Raw genomic sequence first — 26,240 nt, forward strand, 5'->3', positions numbered from 1 at the left:
ACAACGCACCATGGACCGCACGAACCACTCCTCAGGCACGCAGCGCACGCCGCTCCAGCAACTGGCCACCGATGCCGGTCTACTGGTCGACTGGGAAGACGCCGCCAGCCGCCCCATGCGCGTGGCCGACGAAGTGCTGCGCGCCGTGCTCTTCACACTGAGCCTGCCGGCCGGCACGCCCGCCCAGGTGTCCGAAAGCCAGGCGCGCCTGCGCGCAGAAGCCGAAGCGGTCGCCATACCGCCGCTTGTGACCGGCGTGGTCGGACAGCCGATCGTGCTGCAGACCTCGGCGCCCCAAGCTGCGTTGCTGGGCGGACAAACCTATCGCGTCGACTTTGAGTCCGACGGCAGCACCGAGGGCAAGATCAGCGTCAGCGCAAGCGAGCACCACGCAACGCTGCGCCTGGCGCCGGTGCAGGCCGTGGGCTACCACCGCCTGACCATCGACGCCGGGCCTGGCACCGTGATCGAAGCCACGCTCGCCATTGCCCCAGCGCGTTGCTATGGCGTGGCCGATGCCCTGCGACAGCACGATCGTCCCACCGACACCCGCCTGTGGGGAGCATCCGCGCAGCTCTACGGCTTGCGATGCGATGCCGAACGCGCCGCCAGCAGCGCCGGCCTGGGCGACTACACCGCTGCGGGCACGCTGGCGCGGCACCTTGCGCAGCGCGGTGCGGATGCATTGGCGCTGAGCCCCGTGCATGCCATGTTCACGGCCGACGCGCGCCGCTATTCGCCGTACTCGCCATCGAGCCGCCTGTTCCTGAACGCGTGGATGATCGACCCCGCCGCGCTCTTTGGGGACGAAGCCGTGCGGCAAGCCGTGGTCGACTGCAACCTCGTGGCTGACTATGCCCGCCTGGAAGCCGCGCAACTCATCGACTGGCCCGCCAGCGGCAACGCCCGCATGACGGTACTGCGCGCGCTGCATCGCCGCTTACTGCAGGCGCCGCTTGGGGACACTGTCGCCCAGATGCTGCTGGATGATTTTCGCGCGTACTGTATTGATGGCGGCACGAGCCTGCGCGATCACGCGCACTTTGAGGCACTGAATGCGCACCTTGGACCCGCGCATTGGAAGCAGTGGCCCGAGCAGTATCAACATCCGAGCTATCTGGGCGTGCAGGCCTTCGCACGCGAGCATGAAGATGCGGTGAATTTCCACCTCTTCCTGCAATGGGCTGCGACACGCCAGTGGGCCCTCGCGCAGCGCACTGCGGAAAACGCCGGCATGGCCATCGGCCTCATCGCCGATCTGGCTGTGGGCACCGACAGCGCGGGCAGCCACGCGTGGGCGCGGCAGCGCGACTTGCTGATCGGCGTGACGGTGGGGGCGCCGCCCGACGTGTTCAACGCGCAGGGCCAAGGCTGGGGCCTGACCACCTTCAGCCCGCGCGCCATGCGCACGCAGGGCTTTTCGGCCTTTATCGAGATGCTGCGCGCGGTGATGGCCGTGCCCGGCGGCGTGCGCATCGACCACGTGCTCGGGCTGATGCGGCTGTGGGTGATTCCCGATGGCGCTCCGCCGCTCGACGGCGTGTACCTGCGCTACCCGATGCAGGATCTGCTGCGGCTGGTGGCGCTGGAATCGTGGCGCAACCGCTGCATCGTCATTGGCGAAGACCTTGGCACCGTGCCACCGGGCCTGCGCGACAGGCTTGCCGACGAGGGCCTGCTCGGCATGCGCATCCTCTGGTTCGAGCGCGAGTACACGCGCGACGAAGCCCCCTTCAAGGCGCCGCGCACATGGGCGCCGGCGTCGGTGGCGATGACGAGCACGCACGATCTGCCCACGCTCGTCGGCTGGTGGATCGGCAACGATCTGCGCTGGCAAGCCCAGCTCGGCCTGCTGCCCGCCGGCATGACCGAGGGCGAAGCGCACGCACGCCGCATGGACGATCGCGCCGCGCTGGTGGCGGCCTTTGCAGAACATAACCGCCTGGTGCTGGCCGATGGCGGTGTGCCGATGATCGGCGTAGCGCCCCTGCTGGCTGCGGTGGAACAGGCGCGCGTGGCCACCGCGGCGCAAGCCGAAGTCATCCTGCAAGCCAGCGCGCAGGACTTTGCCACGGCGGCCACCGCGTTCACCGGCGCTGCCAATACGCCGCTTGCACTGGTGCCGCTGGAAGACCTGCTGGGCCTTGTCGAGCAGCCGAACCTGCCAAGCACGATCGACACCCACCCGAACTGGCGGCGTCGCCTGCCTGGGCCGTCCGACACGCTGCTCGACGCGCCCACGGTGCAGGCGCGCCTGTCCGCGCTGGCCAACGCGCGCATCAGCACGCCATGAGCGAACCGACCACACCCCTCCCGCCTGTCGCCCTCCAGCGTGTGCCGCGCGCTACGGTGCGGCTGCAATTGCACCGCGACTTTACGTTCGACCATGCGCGCGCGTTGGTGGATGACTTTGCCGCGCTCGGCATCTCGCATCTGTACACATCGCCCATCACCACGGCGCAACCGGGCTCGACGCATGGCTATGACGTGGTCGACCCCACACACGTGAACCCCGAGCTGGGCGGCGAACGCGCGCTCGAACAGTTGGTGGATGCGCTGCATGCGCGCGGCATGGGGCTCATCGTCGATATCGTGCCGAACCACATGGGCGTGGGCGGCGCGCACAACGGGTGGTGGCTGGACGTGCTCGAATCCGGTCCAGACAGCGCCTACGCCAACTTTTTTGATATCGACTGGCAGCCGCCCAACCCAGCGCTGCGCAACAAGGTGCTCGCGCCCTTCCTGGGCGAAAACTACGCTGACGCACTCGCCACCGGCCGACTGCAGCTGACCTACAACGACACGGCCGCGCGGCTGGCGATTGCGTATTACGACCACCGTTTCCCGATCGCGCTGGCCGACTATGCCGCGCTGCTCCGCACGGGCAACACAGACACCGCCATCCACGCGGTGGCCGACCGTTTTGTCGCGCTCGGCACGATCCGCTCGCTGCGCACGCGCCGCGAACGCACCGACGAAGCACGCGACGCGCTGCGCAACCTCGCCACCACGGAAGCCGGTGCCGCACACATCGCCGAGGCTGTGCGCTTGCTCAACGCGCAACCCGATCAGCTTGACGCGTTGATGGCACGGCAGCATTGGCGCCTTGCCCACTGGCGCACCGCCAACGATGAGATCAACTGGCGCCGCTTCTTCGATATCGGCTCGCTGGCTGGCCTGCGCATGGAGCGTGCCGAGGTGTTTGAAGCCACGCATGCGCTGCTGTTCCGGCTCTATCGCCTGGGTTGGATTGACGGTGTGCGCATCGACCACGTTGATGGCCTGGCCGACCCGGCCGCCTATTGCCGCCAGCTACGCCGCCGCCTGCAAGCCGAACACGCTGCACGCCCCGCCGACAGGCTCACGAGTCGCCCCTGGATCGTCGTCGAAAAGATCCTCGCCAGCGATGAACCCATGCGCACCGACTGGGGCGTCGACGGCACCAGCGGCTACGATTTCATGAACCAGGTAGGCGCGCTGTTGCACGATGCGCACGGCGAGACCGCGCTCACCCAGGGCTGGCTTGAGTGGATTGGTGCACCGGCGGCTGAAGCGCCGTTCTCAGCCACGGCTGTACCCGCACGTCGTCAGGTCCTGCATGCGCACTTTTCTGCAGAACTCGATGCAGCCACGTCGGCGCTGCACGCGGTGGCACAGCAGAACCGCAACAGCCACGACGTGACGTGGCACGCCATCCGCCGCGCGCTGGCCGAGGTGATCGTCCACTTCCCGGTGTATCGAACCTATGCGAATGCGCAACAACGCGATGCGCAGGATTCGGCGATCTTGCAAACCGCCATGTCCGGCGCGGCGACCTGCCTGCGGCGCGTCGACCAGCCTGTGCTCGGCTGGCTTGATGCATGGCTGGGCGGGCAACCGGCAGGGCAAGACAAGCTGGGCCAACTGGCGTTGCGCCGGTGCCAACAATTGTCATCGCCAGTGGCGGCCAAGGCGGTGGAAGACACCGCGTGTTATCGCTACGGCCGGCTGCTGTCGCGCAACGAGGTCGGCGCGGATCCGGGTGCGTTTTCCATGAGCGCCAACGCGTTCCATCACGCCATGCAAGCGCGCGCCCACACCTGGCCGCACGCGATGCTCACCACCGCCACGCACGATCACAAGCGCGGCGAAGACGTGCGTGCGCGGTTGGCCGTGCTGTCGGAACGGCCCACGCAATGGTTGGCCGCCGCACACCAATGGCGCACAGAACACGCTGCTTGGGTGCGCCCACTGCCTACAGGGCCTGCCCCTTCGCCCGCTGCGCAGTGGATGCTGTATCAAACGCTGGTGGGCATCTGGCCGGCGGATCTGGACTGGCATGACGCCGATGCCGTGCGCGAGCTGGCCGAGCGCGTCGCGCAGTGGCAGGAAAAAGCGCAGCGCGAAGCCAAGCTGCGCACTGACTGGTTCGCACCCGATGCGGACTACGAAGCGGCCAGCCGCGATTTCGTCTTTACGCTGCTGACGGGCGAGGCGGCCTCGACCTTCCTGCCCTCGCTCTCCGCCTTCGCGCAAAGCGTGGCGCCGGCCGCCGCCATCAACGGCCTCGCCCAGACCTTGCTGCGCACCACGCTGCCCGGCGTGCCCGACCTCTACCAGGGCGCCGACTTCTGGGACACCAGCCTCGTTGATCCCGACAACCGCCGGCCCGTCGACTATGCCGCGCGGCATCGCGCATTGCGGGCATTGCACATGCATGCTGGGCACAGCCTCGCGTCGCTGCTCGCGCATTGGACCGACGGGCGCATCAAGCAAGCCGTACTGGCGCGTGCACTGGCCCTGCGTGCCGCGCTGCCAGCCGTGTTTGAATCCGGTGACTACCAACCGCTGGCCGTGACCGGTAGCGGCGCGCAGCACGCGCTGGCGTTTGCGCGTGTGCATGGCGCCCAGGCGGTCGTCACGATCGTGCCGCTGCATGCCTCGGCCCTGCTGGGCCATGCCGCCACACCAACGTTTGCGGAGGGTGCATGGCGGGACACCACGGTCTGTCTGCCGTCCGCGTTGTCGCACGCTCCGCTGCAGAGCGCTTTTGACGGACAGACGCTGCACAGCCCCCGCCTGGCGTTGGGCCAAGTGCTGGCGCATCTGCCAGTCGCCCTGCTGCACACCTGATCACCCCGTCACGCATTCGCACGGGTTAACACCGACTGCGCCACTCCCTTGCTCGCCCTAGAATTCCTCTATTCATATAGATGACTAGAGCAATCGTGATGAACACGTCGCTCACGTCACCCGGAGGAGACCGCATGTTCGGCTGGTTCAAAGAGATTTCGAAAGGGGAAAAGCGGACGTTCTGGGCCTGCTTTGGCGGCTGGGCACTCGACGCGCTGGACGTGCAGATGTTCAGCCTCGTCATCCCGACCATCATCGCGGCCTGGCACATCGGCAAAACCGAGGCCGGGCTTGTGTCGGGCGTCACGCTGGTGGCGTCGGCCCTGGGCGGCTGGATTGCCGGCGCGCTGACCGACCGCTTCGGCCGTGTGCGCACCCTGCAGTTCACGGTGCTGTGGTTTTCGCTGGCCACGTTCGCCTCGGCCTTCGCGCAGAACTTCGAGCAGTTCCTGGTGCTCAAGGCCATTCAAGGCTTCGGCTTTGGCGGTGAATGGGCGGCGGGCGCCGTGTTGATGGCCGAGAGCATCCGCGCCAGCCACCGCGGCAAGGCCATGGGCACCGTGCAAAGCGCCTGGGCGGTGGGCTGGGGCGCGGCGGTGTTGCTGTATGCGCTCACGTATTCCTTTATCGAGCCGGACCTCGCCTGGCGCGTGATGTTTGCTGCGGGGTTGCTGCCGGCGCTCCTGATCATCTACATCCGCCGTGGCGTGCAGGAACCCGTACCGGCCGCCAAGCCGGATGCGAACGCCAATGCGATGCCGATCTCGCGCTTCCCCTTGCTCGATATCTTCCGCCCGCAGGTGCTGCGCATGACGCTGATCGGCGGGCTGCTGGGGGTGGGCGCGCACGGCGGCTACTACGCGCTGATGACGTGGCTGCCGACGTATCTCAAGACGGAGCGCCATCTGTCGGTGCTCGGCACAGGCGGCTACCTGGCGGTGATCATCTTCGCCTTCTGGTGCGGCTGCGTCGCCAGCGCCTGGCTGCTGGACGTGCTTGGCCGTCGCGGAAACATTCTGCTGTTCTCGTGCTGCTGCGTGGTGACGGTGCTGGTGTATCTGCTGGTGCCGCTGTCGGATGGCGCGATGCTGGTGCTGGGCTTTCCGCTGGGCTTCTTTGCGGCGGGCATTCCGGCCAGCATGGGCGCACTGTTCAACGAGCTGTATCCACAGGGCGTGCGCGGCACGGGCGTGGGCTTTTGCTACAACTTCGGCCGCGTGGTGTCTGCCGCCTTCCCGGTGCTGGTGGGCAAGATGAGCGCGTCGATGTCGCTGGGCACAGCCATCGGCATTGACGCAGCCATCGCGTATTCGATCGTCGCGGTGGCGGTGCTGATGCTGCCCGAGACGAAGGGCCGCGACCTCGCTGCCGTCACTGTCTGAACCCCCAACACAACACCATGACGACGCACTTGATCCGTCGCCGCCAGGAGACCCCATGCCCACCCGCCGCGCCTTCAACACAGGGTTGCTTGCCATGCTAGGTTCCACCGCCCTTGCCGGCTGCGCCGCCACCGGTAGCAGCGACGTCTCGCGCGGGGGCTCCGCGCGCATCACCGCCATCGACACGCATGCGCATGTGTTCGAACGCGGCCTGCCGTTGGCCAATGCCCGCCGCTATGCGCCCACGTATGACGCACCGCTGTCGGCCTACCTCGCGCAGCTCGACGCGCATGGCGTGTCGCACGGGGTGCTGATCCAGCCGAGCTTCCTCGGGGTCGACAACAGCTACCTGCTGGCCGCGCTCAAGCAAGCGCCCCAGCGCCTGCGCGGTGTGGCCGTGATCGACCCGGCTGCGCCCGAGACCTTGCTCACGCAGATGAACGCCGAGGGCATCGTCGGCATCCGTCTGAACCTGATCGGTGCGGCAGACCCGCAATTGAAATCGCCCGTGTGGCAAGCCGCACTGGCGCGCCTGCATGCGCTCGGCTGGCATGTGGAATTGCATGTCGAGGCACGCCGCCTTCCCACGCTGCTGCAGCCGCTGCTGGAAGCGCAGGTGAACGTGGTGGTCGACCATTTCGGCCGCCCCGATCCTGCACTCGGCGTGGACGACCCGGGCTTTGCCGCATTGCTCGCCGCCGGCCGCTCGCGTCGCGTGTGGGTAAAGATTTCCGGCGCATACCGGAACGGCGCCAACGGACGCGGCGAAGCCATCGCACAGGCCGCCATGCCGCGCCTGAAAGATGCCCTCGGCCTGGACCGCCTCGTCTGGGGCAGCGACTGGCCGCACACGCAGTTCGAATCGCAAATCAACTACGACAAGATGTGGGCCTTCGCCGGCGTGCTGCTGCCCAACGCAGCGGATCGCAAGCAGGTGCTGGTCGACACGCCCGCGCAGTTGTTCCGCTTCGTCTGAACGCACAACTGCTGCAGCGCCCCCGCGCGATACCCCATTTCGCGAATCACGAATTTCGCCGCGCGGGCCGCGCTCCTACACTGGCCGCTCCTCATCCCTACAAGCCGTAAGGAGCAGCCATGCAGCAGCATCGACTCGTCGACCAGCAATTCGGCCAGGTCGCCCAGGCCTACCTGACCAGTGCAGTGCACGCGCAGGGCGCCGATCTGGATGCGCTGGCCACGCTGGCGCAATCGGTGCCGCACGCAAAGGTGCTTGATCTCGGCTGCGGCGGCGGGCATGTGAGCTTTGCCATGGCACCGCACGTGGCCGCCATGGTGGCGTACGACCTGTCGGAAGACATGCTGAGCGTGGTGGCCGCCGAAGCCGCGCGCCGCGGCCTTGCGCAGTTGCACACGCAAGTTGGCCGCGCAGAGAGCCTCCCCTTTGACGATGCCGCGTTCGACATCGTTGCCACGCGGTTTTCCGCTCACCACTGGTACGACGTGCGCAAGGGCCTGGCTGAAGCGCGCCGCGTGCTCAAACCCGGTGGCAAGCTCGTCATCGTGGATATCTTCGCGCCGGAAGCACCGCTGCTCGACACGCTGCTGCAAACCGCCGAGGTGCTGCGCGACGCGTCGCACGTGCGTGACTACCGCGTGTCCGAATGGCAAGCCATGCTGGCCGAGGCCGGTTTCCAGCCCGGCACCCCTCGCACGTGGAAGCTGACGATGGCCTTCGACAGCTGGATCGCCCGCATCCGCACCCCGCAGGTGCGCGCAGATGCCATCCGCGACCTGTTCGACCGCGCGGCCGATGAAGCGCGCACGTACTTTGCCGTGGCGCCCGACCATTCATTTGCCATCGACGCGATGCTGATCGAGGCCACCTGAGCCATGTGAGCGGCTTGGGCGCCTTCATCCCTCTCATCCTTTTTGTCACACCCGTTGGAGGGGTGGCGTGATGCGGCGCCATTTTCGCGGTTTCGCTTAATCCAGAATGAAAAAAATGTGATATCGGAACACGTGTACGAACGCGGCGTTGCCGGTAGCCTTCCGGGTTACCGCCGACTCCGGTCGGCCTTGGCGCGCGGCCACTGCGCCGACTTCCGATTTCCATGTACGCCCTGTTCCCCGCCTTCGTCTCGTCGCTCTTCCTGTTCTACGGCGTCTACGTCGTGACCACGCGCGGCCGCACGCGCGCGAGCCTGGCGTTTCTCGGCATGACAACGCTCACGTGCCTATGGCAAGGCATCTGGGCGTTTCTGTTCCAGACCCAAGACGTTGGCACCGCCCAGGTGCTCGCCAAACTCGGTTGGCTCGCCATCCTCATCATGCCGACCATGCTCTACCACTTTGCCGTGGAGGTGGCCGAGGCTCCGGGTGAGCGGCGCTGGCTCATGGCTGCCTATACGTTGGACGCCGTGCTGATTGCATTGCTGCTGACCACCAATCTCGTCATCGACGGCGTGTATCAGTTCCACTTCGGGTTCTATCCGAAGGCGGGCATGCTGGAAGCCGTGCATATCGCCCAGACTGCCGCGCTGGTCACGCGAGGCATGTGGGTGCTCTACCGCGAGCAGCGGCATGCCACGGCAGAGAAGCGAAAACGGTTGCTGACCTGCCTGTTCGGCGTGGGGCTGATTTCGTTGGCGGCGGCTGACTACGCCGTCAACTACGGCATGGCGTTCTACCCGCCTGGCGTGCTGCCCCTGGCCATTGCGCTTGGCATCATCGCCGTGGGCGTGGTCAAGTTTGACTTGATGCGCCCCTACGCACTGGCAGCCACCGTTGCACACGAAGTGCGCACGCCGCTGACCACCATCCGCTTGCAGGCAGCCGAAATCGCCCGCGCCTGGCCAGACGTCTATCGAGGCTATCAGCTCGCCATCGACAACGGCCTGTGCCAACCGCCGCAGCATCCGGCCATGCTGGATCGCCTGTCCAAACTGGCGGGAGCCATCACGTCGGAAGTCGCGTCCGCACACAGCGTGATCGAGATGGCCTTGGCCTCCGTCACGCTGGAGCGTCTGGACAGACGCACCTTCGCAGCCCATTCACTGCACGAATGCGTAGAGACGGCCGTGGCGCAGTATCCGTTCCAGGCCGGTGAGCGCGAGCGCGTGCGCGTGCAGCCGTTCAACGCCGACTGGCGCTTCGTGGGCTCCGATACGCTGCTCGTCTACGTGTTGTTCAATCTGCTGAAGAATGCGCTGCACGCCATCCAGATCGCGCGCAAGGGGCACATCGAAATCTCCGCCCGCCAGGATGGAGACAGCTATGTGCTCGTGGTGCGCGACAGCGCCACCGGCATTCCGCCCAGCGTGCAGCGCCGGATGTTCGACCCGTTTTTCTCCACCAAGCATGTCGGCAAGGGCTCGGGCGTGGGGCTGACGTTCTGCCGCCGCGTCATGCAGGCATTTGGCGGGCGCATCCAGTGCGAATCCGTAGTTGGGGAATACACGCTGTTCTCCATGCGGTTTCCCCAACCTCCTTCTATCTGACGTTCACGTCTTCAAAACGTCAGGACACGTGCGCCAATTCCGGCAGCGTGTCCAGCTCGTACGCCTTCACACGCAGGCGCACGTGTTCCGGCAGACGCTGAATCACGCGCTCGGCGTTGGCGCACACCACCTGCTGATACCCCAGCGACACCAGCCGCCCGCCCGAAACAAACCGGAACACCATGTAGAACGAGCATGACTGTACCCGGAATGTATTCAGGTGGCATTCCACGCGCTGAAACGGGAATGTCTCTTCAACGAATTCCTGATGCGCCAGCTTGGTCACGAAGATCACGCGACCGCTCATGAGCAGGTCTGCGTCGATGCATTCGTGAAACCACCGCTCGCGCACCACGCCCTGCCACTCGAAATACCGGGCGAAATACGTGTTGGCGTAGGCGTTGGAATCCTTCAGATAGACATCGAAGGCGTGCTGGAACGTCTGCTGCGCGGAAATGGCTTCGGGCAGCTCGGCATTGCGCAGATAGTGGTTGACGACTGTGGCAATGGATTGGCCTGTCGGCATCGCATACTCCAAGAATGGAATTGGCTGCTGGCGGCAGCCGCGCATGCGCGGTGGTCCCGCGCATGTGTCCATTCTTCCGATGCACTTGCCGTTGCGTAACAAGGCAATAGCGTAGCCCTACGAACGGGCGGCCTACTCCCCGCCCGCAACACTCCGCAGCCCCGGCGGACTCTGATGAAAGCGGAACGTATTGCGCCCGCTGCGCTTGGCATCGTAGAGCGCCGCATCGGCCCATTCCAACAGTACGTCCAGGGGTTCGTCGGCGGGCGTGAGGGTGACAGCGCCCGCTGACAGCGTGACGTACGGCACGGCAACGGACGCCGCGTGCGGTTCGGCCCGTTCGGCCACCATGGCCACGGCACGCGCCACGGCCAGTCGGGCCTCGTCGCGATCCAGGTCAAACAGCATGGCGACGAATTCTTCGCCGCCCACGCGCGCAATGAAGTCATCGGGGTGGCGGCACGCCGTGCCCAGCGTGTCGGCCACCATGCGCAGGCAATCGTCGCCGCGCAGGTGGCCGTAGGTGTCGTTGTATTGCTTGAAGCAATCGATGTCGAACAGCGCCAGCGTGACTGGGCGATTGTCGCGGCGGGCGTGGTCGAACAATCGCGGGGCCTGCGTTTCAAAAAAGCGGCGATTGAACAGCTGCGTGAGTGCGTCGCGGTTGACGTCGTTCTCCAGCACGCTGAGCAAGGCCCGCGTTCGCTGCAGCTCGCCGCGCAGCGCATCCTGGGCGCTGGCCATGCCGGCACGCTGCAACTGCTCGACCGTCACGTCGCGCAGCAGCAGGAAAACGCCGGCATGCCGGCCGCGCGCGTCGCTCAAGCCTTCGAGGGTGACTTCCAGCGTGCGGCCCGTGTCGGGCAGCCAGACCTGATGGCGGTTGGGCAGGCGCGTACGCTCAAACTCGCGCAGGATGCCGGCCACGTTCAGCACGGCGGGCGGCATTGCATGCACCTTGGCAGTCGGCAACAGGTGGCGCGCGGCGGCGTTGATGCTGGCGATGGAGCCATCGCGGGCGAGCACGATGCAACCATCACGCATGGATTCGATGATCTTGCCGCGAGCATAAGCGGCCGTATCGCGCAAGCGCGGCCGCAAGACGATCCAGCCGAGCAATGCTGTGCTGACGGCAAACGTGGCGGGTGTGAGATCGCCGCCGAGCGCCGTCGTCCAATGCTGCAGATAGGCGAGATGCGTCACCAGCGGCAGCAGTTGCCCGATGACAAGCGCCAGCCGCACCTGCGTGCGCGACGACACATAGAGCCCGGAGGTGACTTCGTCGATGGGCAACACCAACAGCACAAGGCTGATGGCCAGCAGCACGTAGTTGTAGGCGGTGGCCACCCAGAACATGCGCCCGTGCTCGAACACTGCGCCCCGTATGCCGTCGATGACGACGAAACGCGCATCGAGCCATACCAGATGGTGCAACTCATTGGTGGCGACCAGCCCGATGAAGCCAGCGGCCACCAGCAGCGCCAGCACCCAGCCAACGCGCACCATCAGCAATGCATTGAGTTCTGGCCGTATGAGGCCCACGACCATGCGCAGCCATGCGGCCGGCACCATCATGATCCCGAGATAGGCGACCTTGGCCCAGCCCACGCGCACGGGCATGTCGAAGCTGACGACTTCCATGAGGCGCGCGCCGCTCCAGAGCGCGGTACCGAGCGCCAACAGCATGAAGGCGGAGACCTCCGTGTCATCGCGGCGGGGCCAAGAGAGGCCAATCAGCGCGATCGAAACGAGTGCAGCGCAAGCCAGTGCAGCGATCAGCATGATCGGCACGCCCAGCGCGCATGGCGATGCCGGCGAATGACGACGCCAGCCTGTTGGTCCACGTGTATTCCCCGTTCGTCCGTTGTTCTTGCAGTGTATCGGCCACTGTTGCCGTGTGATTGACTGCGTGGTGCGCACCCGATCACCTTCCCCTCCCATCGGCAGGAAATGTAAAAACTGAAGGCCCGTGCGGCTTTGCGGCGCATGGCGCGGCCTGCGCGTGCTGAGAGGTGCATATCGAGCTGCCGAGGAATTCGTTTGCGCGGCGTAGAAATCACCTTCGCACTGACTGCCGAAAAGCTCGGAGGTGTCATGCGCACCGTGTTTTCTGGGTATTGGGCGCGAAGGCCGTGCTGCGCTTTCCCGCGATGCAGAGGTGGATTGGAGCGTCGCCAAGATGGGGGCCGTCAAGCCCTCCGGACGACCCCTGCCACAGGCCGGCCGGGCAACGTTTTTGCCCTGGCGCGAACGTCCCGTTTCAGATGCCGTGACTTGAGCGACACCGCTATCTTGGCTTCACAAAACGTCGGTATCATCGAACACATGACCGATACCCGCGCCACAGCCCATCTCTATCCTGCGCACGACTTGGCGATCTGCACCGACGCCAACACCGCCGTCGAGCGTATCACCGCCATCTACGAGCGCTCCGCGCAAGCGATCCGCGATCGTTTCCACGCCTTTGCGCGTGGCGAGGATTGCAGCGAAGACCTCTCCGCCTGCTACCCCTACCTCGGCATCACCGTCGACCCGAAAACGCTGGTGAGCGACGCGCGGCCGGCGTGGGGCACGGTGGCGTATCCGGGCGTGTACGGTACGACGCTCACGCGGCCCGACCTCTTCCGCGATTACTACCGCGTGCAGATCGAACGGCTGCTGCACTATCACAACAGCCCCGTCGTGGTGGGCGTGAGCAACCGGCCGATTCCGCTACCCTTCGTGGTGGAAGCGTCCACCGTGGATATCACGCCCGAACAGGCGCGCGCGCTGGGCGGTGCGTTTACGCTGCCCGACCTCGCGCAGATCGACGACTCCATTGCCAACGGCACGTACCGCCCCATCGGCGACGAACCGCAGCCGCTGTCGATGTTCACCGGCGAGCGGGTCGACCTGGCTCTGCAGCGCCTGTACCACTACACCGCCACGCACCCGAAACACTTCCAGCGCTTCGTGTTGTTCACCAACTACCAGCGCTACGTCGATGAGTTTGCCGCCCTCGGCCGCAAGCTGATGGAAGACGGCAACGACGAGGGCTACATCCGCTTTGTCGAGCCCGGCGACACCGAACACGAACTCGGCACGCCCGCGCCGGACGACTCGCACCGCATCAAGGGCCTGCCGCAAATGCCCGCCTACCACCTGGTGCGCGAAGACCGCCTGGGCGTAACACTGGTGAACATCGGCGTGGGCCCGTCCAACGCGAAGACCATCACCGACCATCTGGCCGTGCTGCGTCCGCACTGCTGGATGATGATCGGCCACTGCGGCGGCTTGCGCCGTTCGCAGCAGTTGGGCGATTACGTGCTCGCGCACGCCTATGTGCGCGACGACCACGTGCTCGACCAGGACCTGCCGCCGTGGGTGCCCGTGCCGCCCATCGCCGAGATTCAGGTGGCGTTGCAGGAGGCTGTGGCGCGCATCACGGGGCTGTCTGGCGCCGATATGAAATCGCGCATGCGCACCGGCACGGTGGTCTCTACCGACGACCGCAACTGGGAGCTGAAGTACCAGGCGCTGTACAGCCGCTTCAACCAGTCGCGCGCCATTGCCATCGACATGGAAAGCGCGACCATTGCCGCCAACGGCTTCCGCCTGCGCGTGCCCTACGGCACCCTGCTGTGCGTGTCGGATAAGCCGCTGCACGGCGAGCTGAAGCTGCGCGGCATGGCCAATCTGTTCTATCGCCAGCGTGTGAGCCAGCACTTGGACATCGGCATGGAGGCCGTGCGCCTGTTGCGCGAAAACGGCGTTGAAGCGCTGCACTCGCGCAAGCTGCGCAGCTTTGACGAGCCTGCGTTCCGATAGCGCGGGTTGGTGCGGGTTAGCGCGGGCGCTGCTCCGGCAGCGCTTCGCGCAGGAAGTCCAGAAAAACGCGCACCACCTCGGGCAACGTTCGGCCCGCCAGGGTCTGCAGCTCCACTGTTCGCCCACGCATGCCGCGCTCGCGAATCTCCGCGGCATGCAGCTCACCGCGCTGTACGCGCTCGCGCACCGTGATTTCCCCCGCGATGCCCAAGCCGCCGCCGTGCAGCACGAAACTCAACAGCCCATCGAAGCGATTGCTGACGAGCACCGGCTCGAACACGAGCCCGCGATGGCTGCAGCCCATGTCGAACAGCTGGCGCACCGTGTTGTCAGGCCCCGAGAGCGCAATCGGAAACGGGTGCATCTGCGCAAGCGTCACGCTGTTGAACTTCGCCAGCGGGTGATCGGGCCGCATGATGGCAAACACCGAGCCGCGCTGTTGATATGCCACGCAAATGCCCTGCACGGCGGCACGGCTGTACGTCAAGCCAATGTCAACGTCGCCACGCAGGACCGCTTCGGTCACGCGCATGGGCTCGTCCGCGCGCAGGTCGAACTGAATGCCAGGATGCCGCTCGCGAAACGCCACGATTGCGCGTGGAACAAACTCAATCGCAAACCCATCGGAGCACGCAACGCGCACGCGCCCGCGCTGCAGCCCTTGCAGGCCCTGAATATCAGAGACGACGCGCTCTGCCTCCAACGCCCCGCGCAGCGCATGCGCCGCAAGCAGCTCGCCTGCTGCGCTGGGCGTCATGCCACGCGGTTGCCGCTCGAACAGCGGCACGCCCAGCAGCTCTTCAAGCATCGCCACTTGCCGGCTGATGGCGGATGCGCTGACGTGCAGGCGCGCGGCCGCCTCCGTCAATGAGCCGCTGCGCACAACCTCCAGAAAATAGCGGAGGGACGTCTCCTGCAGGCGATGAGATGGCATAGGCGACGTGGGCGCGAGGCCCTTTTGCTTTGCAGAAAACGCAAAGATATCCCAAGAAAATTCTAATGGTCAAAAAGGTAGGGCGTGCCCAGACTCATGCGAAACCGTTCGATCAGCGGAGTGTCCAGATGCACCTTCAGCTCGCAGCCCGTCAACCTGCCACGTCCCGCGCATCCCATCGCCTTCGGGCGCTGGTGCCGGCTCTCATGTTGGGTGCCGCCGGCTTGGCCGGTGCCGCTGAACTCTCTGCGGCAGACGCCGAACGCCATGCCCAGACAACCTACCGCGAATACTTTCAACTGCTCTCCCTGCCCAACGACGCCATCGCGCCGGAGGACGTCCGCAAGAATGTCGACTGGCTGGAGCAGGCGTTCCGCAAGCGTGGCTTCACGACCAAGCAATTGGCAAACAATGGCAAGCCAATGCTCTATGCCGAAATGCCGAACCCGGATGCTGCCCGCAAGACGGTGCTGTTCTACATGCACCTCGACGGCCAGCCCGTAATTCCCGCGCAGTGGGCGCAGAAAAGTCCGTGGACACCCGTGCTCAAGCACAAGACCGCTCAGGGCAACTGGGAAGAGATCGACTCCGCGCAGTTGTTCAGCGGCCCGCTCGATCCGGAATGGCGTGTCTTCGGCCGATCGTCTGCCGACGACAAGGGCCCGATCATGATGATGCTGGCGGCCGTTGACGCACTGAAGGCCAGCGGCGCCCAGCCCGCCGTCAACATCAAGATCATTCTCGACAGCGAGGAAGAGAAAGGCTCGCCGTCGATCAGCAAGGTGATGCAGGCAAACCGCGAGCTGCTGCGCTGCGACGCCATCGTCATCCACGACGGCCCCATGCACGCGAGCAACCGACCGACCCTGGTCTTTGGCAACCGCGGCGCGGCCGAAGCCAGGCTCACCGTCTATGGCGGCAAGGTGCCGCTGCACAGCGGGCACTACGGCAACTACGCTCGCAACCCGGCCCAGCAGTTGGCCAACCTGCTGGCATCGATGAAGAACGACGAGGGTCGGGTGACGGTGCCGGGCTATTACGACCACGTGAAGATCAGCGACGCTGACCGCAAGATCATGGCGGCCGTGCCCGACGACCAGGTGGCGCTCAATAAGCGCCTGGGCATTGCGCATGCCGACAAGGTCGGCGCCAATTACCAGGAGGCGATGCAGTACCCGTCATTGAACGTGCGTGGCATGGCGTCTGCGGCCGTGGGCGACAAGGTGGCGAACATCGTGCCCGACAAGGCCGTCGCAGAGCTCGACCTGCGAACCACGCCAGACTCCAGCGCGGCCTACCTCGGCAAGCTGATCGAGCAGCACGTCGAGCGCCAGGGCTACCACCTCGTAAAAAATGCCCCGACCGATGAAGAGCGCAGCCGCTACGACAAACTGGCCACCTTCACGTATCAGAGCGAAGGTGCAGACGCTGCGGGCTCACCGATCGACTCGGCAGTGGGCACATGGGCCTACAAATCCCTGACCGACACGTTTGGTGCCAACCCAGCGCCGGTTCGCATCCGCATGATGGGTGGGACCGTGCCCACCGCAGAAATCGTCGGCGTGCTGCAGGTGCCGTTCACGATCATTCCCCTGGTCAATGCCGATAACAACCAGCACGCTGCCAATGAGAACCTCCGGATGGGTAACTACGTCAGCGGCGTGCGCACGATCTACGGCCTGCTGACGCACCCGCTCTGACACGCCACCACGGTTAAGCCGCGCGAAACAGCCCATGCAGCCCGAGCGGCGCCACGCCGTTCAGGCTTGCCATGGCGACGGGGCCTGCGGCGACATTCTGTGCATCGAACGCCGTCAGTCTGGTGCAGCCGGCGTCTGCATCGAATACCGTGCCGATCAGCCAGCCTTCGCCTTCACGGGCGCTGGCCGAGGCCGGCACGAACACGTGTTCCTCCACCAGCGTGCGGTGCCCAAAACGGTACTGTTGCACCCGCCCCGAATCCGTATCGACGCGCATGACGGTGTCGAAACCGTTCAGCGACTGGGGGCTGCCGCTGGACGAAGGCGCCGTGTGGGCCACCGTGAACAACGCGTGATGACGCTGCGCGGTGCGGCGTGTATCGATCTTGGGGAATTCGGCCACATGCTCGGTGCTGAACTGCTCGGCGCGGCCAGTGCGCAGGTTCAACTGCACTTGCGTAAGGCGAGCGCCGGGCGACGGACGAATCTGCCCGCGCATCAGTTCACGCAGCGACGTGGTGACGACCGCGGCATCGTCCGAGCGGATGTAATCGAGATGAACCTCCAGCCCATCCGGCGACGACCATGCATTGCCGAGATGAAAGACGAAGCCCGCCGGCAACTGCAGCCAGCGCATGCGCGTGGCATCGTCCTTGTCGAGCACGAGCACACGCATGCCCAGCTCCGGCCGCCAGACATGGGAATCCAGAAACGACATGCCTGCTTGCGAGCGCTCCACGTCGTACACGAAGGGAGGCAGCAGAAACACCAGGTGGCGCTGCGTCACGGCAAAGTCGTGCACCATCGCCACGTCCGGAACCTTGACCGATTCCACGCGCTTGAGCGCCCCGTCCGCGCCCACGCAGTAGACGGTCAGCAGACCGGCCGCGCTGCTCACGCCAAAATTCCATAGCGTGCCGTCGGGTTCGACCTTGGGGTGGGCGGAAAACGGCATGCCCTTGTAGTCGTCGCGCCAGGTCTGCACGCCCAGCGTGCGCAGTGAATCCGGATCGACGCGCATGGCCGAGCCACCTTCCCACAGCGCAAGCATCTCGTCGCCATGCATCACTAGGCTGGTGTTGGCCACATTGATGCTGTCGGGCGAAGCAACCGGCTCCATGTCGGGGTTGGCGGTGCCGAACGTCGCGCGCAACGGCCGGCCGGCGGCGGTGTCGGCGACAAACTTGTCAGTGCGCACGAACACGCCGCGGTGCGTTACGCCCTGCTCGCTGATGTCGTAACGCTGGATCATGCCGTCGCCATCGAACAGATGGTGGTAACGCACGCCGCCGATCTCATGCCGCGCCGGGCCGTTTCGGTAGAACGCGCCGCGCAACGCGGGCGGGAACCTGCCTTCCACTTTCAGCGCGCGAGTCGGCATGTCGGCGCTGACGCCCTGATAACCCGCCAGCCACGGATACTGCGCGCGCGCCGCTGCAAACCCCGCAGCCCACGGGTCCGGGGTGGCGGCCATTACATCGGTCAGGGTCAAGCCAAACGGTGCGGCGCCCAAGGCCGCAATGAAGGATCGGCGTTGCATGACGGGGCCTCGCTCAACATCAATGCAAGTGAATCGTCACGCGCTGGTCGCCCTGCACGTCGATGGCAGCATCGTCGAATGCGGGCGGGCCGAAGCGGCCGCGTGCATCGCGGCTAAAACCGTAAGGCTCGACGGGAATGCCGGCCGGGTTGGTGCCGAGCTTCGCGTCGTTGTTGGCGTCATGGAAGACCGACAACGCGTAGCGCCCCGCCGGCAAATCCGGATACACGAAGGTGACGCTTGCGCCGGACACGCTATCGAGCGCGGCGATGTCCGCCCGGATGGCCGAATCGGGCTTGAGCCAGCCCGCAGCGTCGCGGAACATCGCCGCACGCACCGCGCCTTGGCGCCCTTGTGCGCCTTCCACCACCACAGTCAGGGTGGCGGCGGATGCACTTGCGGCAAGTGCTGTCAGCGTCAGGGCCAGCGCAAGGCGCGGCAGAGAAAACATGGCAGTCATGAACGTCTCCTGAGGGGCCGGCGATGCGTTGGCAGGCCGGCGGTCAGGAGGCAATGTAGGCGCAGACTTCGTGGCAGTCAGCGCGGATGCGACGAAGTGCGAATACCGCGGCGCAAACGGGCGCTTGCGGGCGATGAGCGCATCACAGCAGCTTGGAGGAATCACGCCAGAGGTGCTGACCAAAACGCCCGCGGGGTCGGCGGGCGCTTTGTGGGTGGTGCTAATGCTGCAAGCTCGACAAGCGGTGCTCGGCAAGCAGCACACTCGCACTCAAGGCAAGCTGAGCGGAGATGAAGCCCTCCGGGATCTCAATGTCTTCCCAGTCACACACGATGTGGCCGGCGCGACAGACCTGGAAACGGGCCGTCCACCGATGATCGTCGCGTTGCAGCGGATCAACGACGATGACATGCGTTCCATGTGTCACTTCCTGAATCGCCATTGTGGTTCCCCCGTTCGTGATCGTTGGGAGACCACCTTAGCAAAGGCACGTGACACAAATCTGTCCGCCGCTCACCTACAAATGGGGGAGGGCGCACCTCAACCGACCAGCGGATCTGGCCGTGCAGACGAGCGCGTGCCAGGCAGCGGATGATTATCGGGGCCGTAGTACGTGAACACCGCCGAGAACTTGACGGCGCCTGTCTGGTTGGCGCGGGCCGCATGGAAGGTGTTGCAGTGGAAGAGCAGCACATCGCCGGGCAGCAGAGGCACGGGGCGCGCGGTGTCGATCAGCGCACGGTTTTCTGGCAGCTCCTGGCGCAGGAACAGCTTCGCGTCGAACCGGTCCGCAGGCAGCTCAAGCGTGTGGCTGCCGGGGATCACCCACAGGCAGCCGTTGTCGACCGTCTCTTCCACCAAGGCCAGCCACGACGACACCAGCTCGTTGCGAGCGAACGACCAGTAGCGGCTGTCGCGGTGCCAATGCGTGGCGGTGCCAAACGCGGGGTGCTTGGTCATCACGCAGTTGTGGTGCGCGAGAGAAAGATGCACGGGACTGCCAATCAGTTGCGCAATCGCGCCGGCCACGCGTGGGTCGCGCGCCCATTCTGTATAAGGTGTGCCGCGTGAATCGGCGTCGAGCAGGCGGCGCACGGTCTGGCCCCCCTCGGCGTCGCGCGAGAGCGGTGCCCCGGCATAGCCGACGTCGGTTTCCAGCTCCACCGGCGCTGCGGCGCGGGCCAGCCCGTCCTGCGCGGCCGCGAGCAACGCGGCGCTCACCTGCTGGCTCACGAAGCCGCGCAACACGACGTAGCCGTGCTCCTTGAAGAAGGCTTGCTGCTCGTCGGAAAGCGGGTGGGCGTGGGTAGCGGTGGGGGCAGACGCGGACATGGTGGAAAAAGCGTACGGAGACGGCGAAAGACAACGAGTGTAACGCGCCGCCGTATGCGTTGCAGACCCGCCCCACGACTGGCCTGCTCAGGATCAAACGCAATGCGCGTTGTCCTGGTCGGGCTTTACCAAAAGGCTTGTTGGCCCGACAGTCGGAAATATTTTGCGATCACCATCAAACCGAGCAAGCGCTCCTGATCGCGATTCATGAATTGCGCCACCCATCGATTGGCGTTGCGAACGATCGCCAGTGCATCGCCAGGGTGCTTCCGGTAATGCTCCATTTTTTCCTGAAGGTCAGAATAATCGTCCTTCAGCAAGACATAATGCACATCCGGAATCAGCCTCCCCTCCATGAACCACGTCTCGTACCGGGGCCGCCTCATGAAGCAAAGCGAATTGGAGGACATGATCCATTTGAGATTCGTCGCAACGTCGTTTCCCTCGACGCTCACAATGAACTTGTATTGCAATTGCTCGGCAATCGTCATGGGCGATTTGTAAGTCACCTTCCCAAGTTCCGATTTTCGAGTGTCGCCGATGTCAACGTTTGCCAAGTCGTGACAGCGCTCGACAAACGCTTTGCGATGTTCCTGATGGCAAGGGCCACGAAAAACCGCCATGGGCTTCTTGTCGTGGAAATCGATCGTGTCGCGTGCCAGCGAAAAATGCCGGATGGCGTCCAACTTCAAGAGAACCCCGTTATGGGAGCTGCTCTTGATGGGACGGCTCTTCACAAACGCCGGGTGATTCGGCTCGGCAGTGACGTCGCCGCAGTCGTAGTCAAAGCAATAGCCCGGACCAAAATAATCCATCAAGTCGACAAGATCATAAAAATAGGTGCTTCCTATTTCACAATCCTTGTCGACGATGGTGCTTGTTGAGGATTTCAACAAGAAGTTCGAATACTCCACGGCATTGCGGCTCGGGTCGAATGACTCCGAAATCGAGTTGTAATAACTCAATCGATCAATGACGTCCTGCATGCCCCCGTGGCCACCTTTTCTTTTCAGAAGCGCCTCAGCTCTTCCATTTTTGGTAGCGCGGGCCAGGAAATGGCTTGAAGCATTCGAAAAGTAATACCAGAATTTTTTTGCAGAGACTCTGCTCAAGCGGTATTTGAGATGACGCATGAACCAAAAGATGCCGCGGAAATTAAACCCAGGGCGTCGCTCTTCGAGCGAAATGTTTCAGCCCCCAACACGCAGATTCAAGTGGCGCACGATCCACTTCCTGCTCGCCGCTGACGCACGGTACGGTCTATCGTGCATCTCCTATCAGGCAGCACATCGACTCAGCTTGCCACTCGCATCTGCAGCGGCCCTCACTTTACCGTAAGTATCTTTCAGCGCATTGTGTTTCTTGGCCCCGAGCCGCCCGCCTTCGTGTTACTGCGCGTCCAACGCCGTCACAGTCAATGCGCCGTTCACCTTCTCGGCGACAAAGCGCACTTTGCTGCCAACGTGCACTTTGGTCAGCGTGGCCGGGTCCTGCACTCGAAAGACCATCGTCATGGGTTCCATACCGAGGTTCTCAAGCGGGCCGTGCTTGATGGTCAGTTTGCCGGCGGCGGTGTCAATCTTCTTGATCTCGCCTTCTGACATTGGGGCGGCAGCGGTAGCCGCAGGGGCGGAAGGGGCATCTCCAGCCGCGTGAACAAACGGTGCACCGGCCAGCAGCGCGGTCAGCATCAGGGCATGACGAAACATAGTGGGCTCCTTGTCGAAAGACGTGGCTGGAGAGAGATCAGGACTTGTTGCCGCGCACCTGCACGGCGCCGCGCATGCCGGCTTCGAAATGTCCGGGCTGCAGACAGGCAGACTCAACGGAGCCGGTGCGCGTGAAGTGCCAGACGATCTCGCCGCGCTGGCCTGGGTCAACGGTGACGGCGTTGCCGTCGTCGTGCTCCATCTCGGGGTGCTTGCGCATCTGCTCGGCGTGGGCGACGAGGTCAGCCGGCGTGCCAAGCGTCATCTCGTGCCGCACCTGGCCGCTGTTGGCGACCTCGAAGCGGATTGTCTCGCCGCGCTGCACCGTGATCTGCGCGGGCGTGAAGCGCATGGTGTCGGTCATGTCGACGCGCACGGTGCGTGTGATATGGGCGGCGTCGCCGGGTTCACCGATGGCTGCGTCGCCATGGTCATGCCCGCCGGCGTGACTTCCGGATGCGTGAGCGATGGCGGCCGTCGACATCAGCACGGCCAGGAGGGTGGAGCAGATCAGATAGCGTTGCATGTTGGGGCTCGTATTGGATGTGGATTCCGGCATTGCTCAGTCGTCGATGCCACTGCCGGTGTATTCGTAGGCGACAGTGCCCTTGGGGTGCTTGTACCAACCGGGGTCTGCATAGCTGTTGCGCGGCAGATCGCGTCGCACCTTCATCACCGTGAACATGCCGCCCATTTCGATGGCACCGAATGGGCCCTGCCCCGTCATCATCGGCAGCGTGTTGTCGGGCAGGGGCATCTCCATCTCGCCCATGTCGGCCATGCCGGCCTGGCCCATGCCCATGTAGTCGGGCACCAGCGCGTTCATCTTCTTGGCGAGATCCTTCTGCTGCACGCCGATCATGGTCGGCACGTTGTGCCCCATGGCGTTCATCGTGTGGTGCGACTTGTGGCAATGAAAGGCCCAATCGCCAGGGTTATCCGCGATGAACTCGATGGCACGCATCTGGCCCACAGCAATGTCCGTCGTCACCTCCGGCCAGCGCGCGCTGGGCTGGACCCAGCCGCCGTCGGTGCCGGCGACTTCGAAGGTGTGGCCATGCAGATGCATCGGGTGGTTCGTCATCGTGAGGTTGCCCATGCGGATGCGCACGCGATCGCCAAGGCGTACGGGCAAGGGGTCGATGCCGGGGAAGACGCGGCTGTTCCACGTCCACATGTTGAAGTCGGTCATCTGGGCCACGCGGGGCGTGTATGAACCGGGGTCGATGTCGTACGCGGCGAGCAGGAAGACAAAGTCGCGGTCTACACGATGCTGCGCCGGGTCTTTCGGATGCACGACGATAAAGCCCATCATGCCCATCGCCATCTGCACCATCTCGTCGGAATGCGGGTGGTACATGAAGGTGCCGGACTTCTTCATCTCGAACTCGTAGACGAAGGTCTTGCCCGGCGGGATGTGCGGCTGCGAGAGACCGCCCACACCGTCCATGCCGGCGGGCAGGATCATGCCGTGCCAGTGCACCGTGGTGTGCTCGGGCAGCTTGTTGGTGACGAAGATGCGCACGCGATCGCCTTCCACGCATTCGATCGTCGGGCCAGGGCTCTGGCCGTTGTAGCCCCACAGGTGGCCCGTCATGCCGGGCGCGAATTCGCGCTCGACCGGTTCGGCCACGAGGTGGAACTCCTTCCAGCCGCCGCGCATGCGCCACGGCAGCGTCCAGCCATTGAGCGTGACGACGGGGTTGTAGGGCCGGCCGTTTGGCGGCGCGAGCGGCGGCTGTGTGGCGGGCTTCGATTGCAGCGGCGCTTCAGGCAGCGAGGCCGCACCGGCGCGCGAGACCATCGCCGCGCCCAGCATGGCCGCGCCCGTGCCGCTGAGAAATTGACGTCGGGAAACCATGTTCAGTGTCCTTGAGGAGAGTTGGGCGCAGGCGCTGTCGCGTTTGCTTCAGCCGGCGGCAACTTGCCGCCCAGCGCCATCTGCAGATCGGTCTGCGCAATCCAGTAGCCGCGCAGCGCGTCGATATAGCCGTTGACGGCATTCACCTGCTCGCGCGCATCGGCCAACAGCTCGAACACGCTCACGAGCATGCCGTTGTAGCGCAGCAGCATCTCGTCGGAGATGGACTTGCGCACGGGCACCACCTCGTCGCGGTAGTGGCGCGTGAGGTCATATGCCGTCTGATAGCGCACGTACGATTCGCGCACTTCGGAACGCGCACGCACCGCCGTGTCGGCAAGCTGATCGGCGGCCTGCATGTAGATCGACTGCGCACGCGCCACGCGGGCGCCGCCCCAGTCGAACAGCGGGATCTCGATGCCGATCTCGTAGCCCGTTTCGCGTGGCTCGTTCGATTTGCTGTTGCGCACGTAACCGAGGTCGAGCACGTTGATGAAGCGCGTTGCCTGTGTGAGCCCCAGAGACGATGCCAAGCCATCGACCTGCAACTTGCCCGCCTGGATGTCGAGCCGGTTGCGCAACGCGTAGGCCTCGATCTGCTGCAGTTCGGGGCGATCCTTCGGCAGGTCGGGCAGCCGATCCGGCAACTGGAAGCCGGTATCTGCGCCCCACACCCCAAGCTGGCGAATCAACGCCTCGCGCTCGGCCTGCGCCTGCTGGCGCGTGCGCGCGAGGGTGGCAGTGGCTTCCGCATAGAAGGCTTGTTCGCGTGCCCGATCAAGCTTGCTGAAGTTGCCGGCCGAAGCCAAGCGCTTGGCGAACTCGGCACCGGCTTCGGCGGCTTGCTGAACCTGCTCGGCATAGCGCGCGGATTGCTCCGCCGCCACGGCATTGACGTATGCGCGGCGCGTATCGGCCGCCACCTGCAGCATCTGGTTGGCAACCAGCAGCTTGGTCTGCTCGAAGTAACGGCTTTCGATGCGCGTGGCCATCGGCAGCGTCAGCAGGTTCAGGAACGACAGCGAGAACGTGCGCTCGATCGACAGGTCATCACCGCTGCGTGTGCGCTTGAAGCTGAAACCGGGATTCGGCAGGCGGCTGGCCTGCACGAGCGCGGCTTCGGATAGACCCAGCTCCGCATACGAAGCCTGCAGGCCACGGTTGTTCAGCAGTGCGATCTGCACGGCGCTGTCCATCGTCAGCGGCTGGGCGAGCAGCTCGCGCGTGCGTTGCGCTGCGCTGTCGCGTGCTTCTGGTGAACGCTGCCACGTGGCGTCTTTGCCGAGCCTATCGCGCGCCACATCGGCAACGGTCTTGAACCCGCTGTCTTGCGTGATGGTGGCGCAGCCGCCCAGCAGCAGCGTGGCGGCCAGCGCGCACAGGGCGAGGCGGCGTGTGGATGGTTTGAGCACGGCGCCTCCTAGTGGTGGTGCATGCCGGGCATGGACCAGCCGGCAGGCTTGTTGGAGGTGGCGGCTGGTGCGCTCGCTGGCATGGCGTGCCTTGCGTGGCCGCCTTCCGCAGAAGCGTCTGACTTGGGGCTCACGGCAGCGTTGGTCTCGCGCCAGGGTGCGGGGCCGGTATCGCGATACGCGTGGTAGCTGTCGAATGTGCGCGGCGCGGCTACAACCGGCACAGCCGCGTCCGCATTCAGTGGATCAGCCGGAGGAGCTGCCGGCGCAGACGCCCCACCCTGCGCCAACACCCATGGCGGCGCTAGCGTCAGCGCTAGCAGTGCGGCGGCCAAGAACCATCGTGTGGAAAACATGAGAAACCTCGATCAAGCGTGATGACGTACGGCCGCGTGTGGTGCACGGAGCCGCAGAACCAGAGGCCAGCCCGTTCTATGGACGGACTGGTGGCGTCAAACGCGAATCGAGGGTGGACGTTGCAGCGCTTCGGGAATGAAGCTGCGGAAGGAAACAGCAAGGCCACGCGGCGCAGCGGCCGGCAGCTTGATCGGCAGCACGCCAAGACTGGCGGCCAGAGGGACGACCGAACCGAGCGAACAGGCCGCGCAGATCGGGCAGGTCTTGCAGTGCGACTGCGCCGGCGCATTCCGCTCGCTGTCGGCAGCCATGGCGTCTTCGTGCTCATGGCAGACGTCAGACATGACGGCGCCGTCATCCGGCATTGCCATGGCAACCATCGCATCGTCCATTGCACCGCCGCGCGCCATCATGGCCGTCGCGGCAAACCCTTGCAGGGGCAGTGCCAAGACAACCAGCCAGAGCAGGAGGCGGGTCAGCAATCGGTGCATGGGAGACAGGACGGGCTGAAAATCGTTTGCCGCGGAAAACCGGTAGTGTAGCGCGGCGCCATCAAATTTCGCGCAACGCAGCACAAGATGAGTCGAGCGCGGCACAATGACGGCCTGCTGCGTACCCATTTCTGCGCGCACTGCTTTCCCATCATTCCA

Annotated in this window: 22 protein-coding genes; 8 read left to right on the plus strand and 14 right to left on the minus strand. The window is 64.9% G+C overall.

Features of this window, described 5'->3' with window-relative positions; genetic code table 11:
- Positions 1–10 precede the first annotated feature (10 nt).
- The 6 genes from malQ (at position 11) to M1D44_RS24050 (ending at position 9,952) form a co-directional block, all read left to right on the plus strand.
- Complete coding sequence (gene malQ, locus M1D44_RS24025) at positions 11–2,293, plus strand: 4-alpha-glucanotransferase (RefSeq protein WP_316852602.1); 2,283 nt, start codon at positions 11–13, stop codon at positions 2,291–2,293.
- The gene (gene treY, locus M1D44_RS24030; protein ID WP_316852603.1) at positions 2,290–5,112 is read left to right on the plus strand and encodes a malto-oligosyltrehalose synthase; all 2,823 of its coding nucleotides are present in this window, start codon (positions 2,290–2,292) and stop codon (positions 5,110–5,112) included. Before malQ ends, treY begins: the two co-directional genes overlap by 4 nt.
- Positions 5,113–5,246: 134 nt before the next feature.
- Positions 5,247–6,494, plus strand: coding sequence for an MFS transporter (locus M1D44_RS24035; protein ID WP_037032110.1), 1,248 nt, complete (start codon positions 5,247–5,249; stop codon positions 6,492–6,494).
- Positions 6,495–6,549: 55 nt separating this feature from the next.
- A complete protein-coding gene (locus M1D44_RS24040; RefSeq protein WP_316852604.1) occupies positions 6,550–7,470 on the plus strand; it encodes an amidohydrolase family protein in 921 nt (306 codons plus the stop codon).
- 119 nt (positions 7,471–7,589) lie between these two features.
- Complete coding sequence (locus M1D44_RS24045; RefSeq protein WP_316852605.1) at positions 7,590–8,342, plus strand: class I SAM-dependent methyltransferase; 753 nt, start codon at positions 7,590–7,592, stop codon at positions 8,340–8,342.
- A gap of 224 nt (positions 8,343–8,566) precedes the next feature.
- Positions 8,567–9,952, plus strand: coding sequence for a sensor histidine kinase (locus M1D44_RS24050; RefSeq protein ID WP_316852606.1), 1,386 nt, complete (start codon positions 8,567–8,569; stop codon positions 9,950–9,952).
- 19 nt (positions 9,953–9,971) lie between these two features.
- Here the strand turns inward: M1D44_RS24050 and M1D44_RS24055 are convergent, their stop codons facing one another.
- Both M1D44_RS24055 and M1D44_RS24060 read right to left on the minus strand, forming a co-directional pair.
- Complete coding sequence (locus tag M1D44_RS24055; RefSeq protein ID WP_316852607.1) at positions 9,972–10,478, minus strand: acyl-CoA thioesterase; 507 nt, start codon at positions 10,476–10,478, stop codon at positions 9,972–9,974.
- Positions 10,479–10,610: 132 nt separating this feature from the next.
- On the minus strand, positions 10,611–12,260 hold the full coding sequence (locus M1D44_RS24060) for a diguanylate cyclase domain-containing protein (protein ID WP_024978264.1): 1,650 nt from the start codon (positions 12,258–12,260) through the stop codon (positions 10,611–10,613).
- Between the two features lie 543 nt (positions 12,261–12,803).
- On the opposite strand from M1D44_RS24060, the gene M1D44_RS24065 reads away from it, so the two are divergent.
- Positions 12,804–14,285: an AMP nucleosidase gene (locus tag M1D44_RS24065; RefSeq protein ID WP_024978263.1), complete on the plus strand. Its 1,482-nt coding sequence runs from the start codon at positions 12,804–12,806 to the stop codon at positions 14,283–14,285.
- Between the two features lie 16 nt (positions 14,286–14,301).
- On the opposite strand, the gene M1D44_RS24070 is transcribed toward M1D44_RS24065, so the two are convergent.
- A complete protein-coding gene (locus M1D44_RS24070; RefSeq protein ID WP_439004443.1) occupies positions 14,302–15,219 on the minus strand; it encodes a LysR family transcriptional regulator in 918 nt (305 codons plus the stop codon).
- A gap of 65 nt (positions 15,220–15,284) precedes the next feature.
- Here M1D44_RS24070 and M1D44_RS24075 point away from each other — a divergent pair, with 65 nt between their 5' ends.
- The gene (locus tag M1D44_RS24075; RefSeq protein ID WP_112188607.1) at positions 15,285–16,919 is read left to right on the plus strand and encodes a M20/M25/M40 family metallo-hydrolase; all 1,635 of its coding nucleotides are present in this window, start codon (positions 15,285–15,287) and stop codon (positions 16,917–16,919) included.
- Positions 16,920–16,932: 13 nt separating this feature from the next.
- On the opposite strand, the gene M1D44_RS24080 is transcribed toward M1D44_RS24075, so the two are convergent.
- From M1D44_RS24080 to M1D44_RS24130, 11 genes are all read right to left on the minus strand, one after another.
- Positions 16,933–18,459 (minus strand): carotenoid oxygenase family protein, encoded by a 1,527-nt coding sequence (locus tag M1D44_RS24080; RefSeq protein ID WP_316852609.1) that lies wholly within the window; start codon positions 18,457–18,459, stop codon positions 16,933–16,935.
- Between the two features lie 19 nt (positions 18,460–18,478).
- Positions 18,479–18,919 carry a DUF2141 domain-containing protein gene (locus M1D44_RS24085; protein WP_112188611.1) on the minus strand — a complete coding sequence of 147 codons (441 nt, stop codon included), beginning with the start codon at positions 18,917–18,919 and terminating at the stop codon, positions 18,479–18,481.
- Positions 18,920–19,139: 220 nt separating this feature from the next.
- Positions 19,140–19,361, minus strand: a complete 222-nt coding sequence (locus M1D44_RS24090) for a hypothetical protein (RefSeq protein ID WP_024978258.1) — start codon at positions 19,359–19,361, stop codon at positions 19,140–19,142.
- A 98-nt stretch (positions 19,362–19,459) separates the two neighbouring features.
- Positions 19,460–20,251: a phytanoyl-CoA dioxygenase family protein gene (locus tag M1D44_RS24095; RefSeq protein ID WP_024978257.1), complete on the minus strand. Its 792-nt coding sequence runs from the start codon at positions 20,249–20,251 to the stop codon at positions 19,460–19,462.
- A 125-nt stretch (positions 20,252–20,376) separates the two neighbouring features.
- Positions 20,377–21,384 (minus strand): glycosyl transferase family 90, encoded by a 1,008-nt coding sequence (locus M1D44_RS24100; RefSeq protein ID WP_316852610.1) that lies wholly within the window; start codon positions 21,382–21,384, stop codon positions 20,377–20,379.
- Positions 21,385–21,639: 255 nt separating this feature from the next.
- The gene (locus M1D44_RS24105) at positions 21,640–21,960 is read right to left on the minus strand and encodes a copper-binding protein (protein ID WP_024978255.1); all 321 of its coding nucleotides are present in this window, start codon (positions 21,958–21,960) and stop codon (positions 21,640–21,642) included.
- Positions 21,961–21,997: 37 nt separating this feature from the next.
- On the minus strand, positions 21,998–22,486 hold the full coding sequence (locus M1D44_RS24110) for a cupredoxin domain-containing protein (RefSeq protein WP_316852611.1): 489 nt from the start codon (positions 22,484–22,486) through the stop codon (positions 21,998–22,000).
- Between the two features lie 36 nt (positions 22,487–22,522).
- Positions 22,523–23,821, minus strand: a complete 1,299-nt coding sequence (locus M1D44_RS24115) for a multicopper oxidase family protein (protein ID WP_316852612.1) — start codon at positions 23,819–23,821, stop codon at positions 22,523–22,525.
- Positions 23,822–23,823: 2 nt separating this feature from the next.
- On the minus strand, positions 23,824–25,233 hold the full coding sequence (locus M1D44_RS24120) for a TolC family protein (protein WP_316852613.1): 1,410 nt from the start codon (positions 25,231–25,233) through the stop codon (positions 23,824–23,826).
- 8 nt (positions 25,234–25,241) lie between these two features.
- Positions 25,242–25,589 (minus strand): hypothetical protein, encoded by a 348-nt coding sequence (locus M1D44_RS24125; protein ID WP_316852614.1) that lies wholly within the window; start codon positions 25,587–25,589, stop codon positions 25,242–25,244.
- Between the two features lie 96 nt (positions 25,590–25,685).
- Positions 25,686–26,210: a DUF2946 family protein gene (locus M1D44_RS24130; protein ID WP_316852615.1), complete on the minus strand. Its 525-nt coding sequence runs from the start codon at positions 26,208–26,210 to the stop codon at positions 25,686–25,688.
- Positions 26,211–26,240: the final 30 nt, after the last annotated feature.

This window comes from Ralstonia sp. SA306 (assembly GCF_054792405.1).

Coding starts and splice junctions, on each gene's coding strand:
- M1D44_RS24130 (WP_316852615.1), bottom strand. CDS start 26,210: ATGGGTACGCAGCAGGCCGTCATTGTGCCGCGCTCGACTCATCTTGTG.
- M1D44_RS24105 (WP_024978255.1), bottom strand. CDS start 21,960: ATGTTTCGTCATGCCCTGATGCTGACCGCGCTGCTGGCCGGTGCACCG.
- M1D44_RS24060 (WP_024978264.1), bottom strand. CDS start 12,260: ATGCTGATCGCTGCACTGGCTTGCGCTGCACTCGTTTCGATCGCGCTG.
- M1D44_RS24125 (WP_316852614.1), bottom strand. CDS start 25,589: ATGTTTTCCACACGATGGTTCTTGGCCGCCGCACTGCTAGCGCTGACG.
- M1D44_RS24115 (WP_316852612.1), bottom strand. CDS start 23,821: ATGGTTTCCCGACGTCAATTTCTCAGCGGCACGGGCGCGGCCATGCTG.
- M1D44_RS24065 (WP_024978263.1), top strand. CDS start 12,804: ATGACCGATACCCGCGCCACAGCCCATCTCTATCCTGCGCACGACTTG.
- M1D44_RS24110 (WP_316852611.1), bottom strand. CDS start 22,486: ATGCAACGCTATCTGATCTGCTCCACCCTCCTGGCCGTGCTGATGTCG.
- M1D44_RS24035 (WP_037032110.1), top strand. CDS start 5,247: ATGTTCGGCTGGTTCAAAGAGATTTCGAAAGGGGAAAAGCGGACGTTC.
- M1D44_RS24075 (WP_112188607.1), top strand. CDS start 15,285: ATGGTCAAAAAGGTAGGGCGTGCCCAGACTCATGCGAAACCGTTCGAT.
- M1D44_RS24045 (WP_316852605.1), top strand. CDS start 7,590: ATGCAGCAGCATCGACTCGTCGACCAGCAATTCGGCCAGGTCGCCCAG.
- M1D44_RS24095 (WP_024978257.1), bottom strand. CDS start 20,251: ATGTCCGCGTCTGCCCCCACCGCTACCCACGCCCACCCGCTTTCCGAC.
- M1D44_RS24050 (WP_316852606.1), top strand. CDS start 8,567: ATGTACGCCCTGTTCCCCGCCTTCGTCTCGTCGCTCTTCCTGTTCTAC.
- M1D44_RS24100 (WP_316852610.1), bottom strand. CDS start 21,384: ATGCGTCATCTCAAATACCGCTTGAGCAGAGTCTCTGCAAAAAAATTC.
- M1D44_RS24070 (WP_439004443.1), bottom strand. CDS start 15,219: ATGCCATCTCATCGCCTGCAGGAGACGTCCCTCCGCTATTTTCTGGAG.
- M1D44_RS24085 (WP_112188611.1), bottom strand. CDS start 18,919: ATGACTGCCATGTTTTCTCTGCCGCGCCTTGCGCTGGCCCTGACGCTG.
- treY (WP_316852603.1), top strand. CDS start 2,290: ATGAGCGAACCGACCACACCCCTCCCGCCTGTCGCCCTCCAGCGTGTG.
- M1D44_RS24040 (WP_316852604.1), top strand. CDS start 6,550: ATGCCCACCCGCCGCGCCTTCAACACAGGGTTGCTTGCCATGCTAGGT.
- M1D44_RS24090 (WP_024978258.1), bottom strand. CDS start 19,361: ATGGCGATTCAGGAAGTGACACATGGAACGCATGTCATCGTCGTTGAT.
- malQ (WP_316852602.1), top strand. CDS start 11: ATGGACCGCACGAACCACTCCTCAGGCACGCAGCGCACGCCGCTCCAG.
- M1D44_RS24080 (WP_316852609.1), bottom strand. CDS start 18,459: ATGCAACGCCGATCCTTCATTGCGGCCTTGGGCGCCGCACCGTTTGGC.
- M1D44_RS24055 (WP_316852607.1), bottom strand. CDS start 10,478: ATGCCGACAGGCCAATCCATTGCCACAGTCGTCAACCACTATCTGCGC.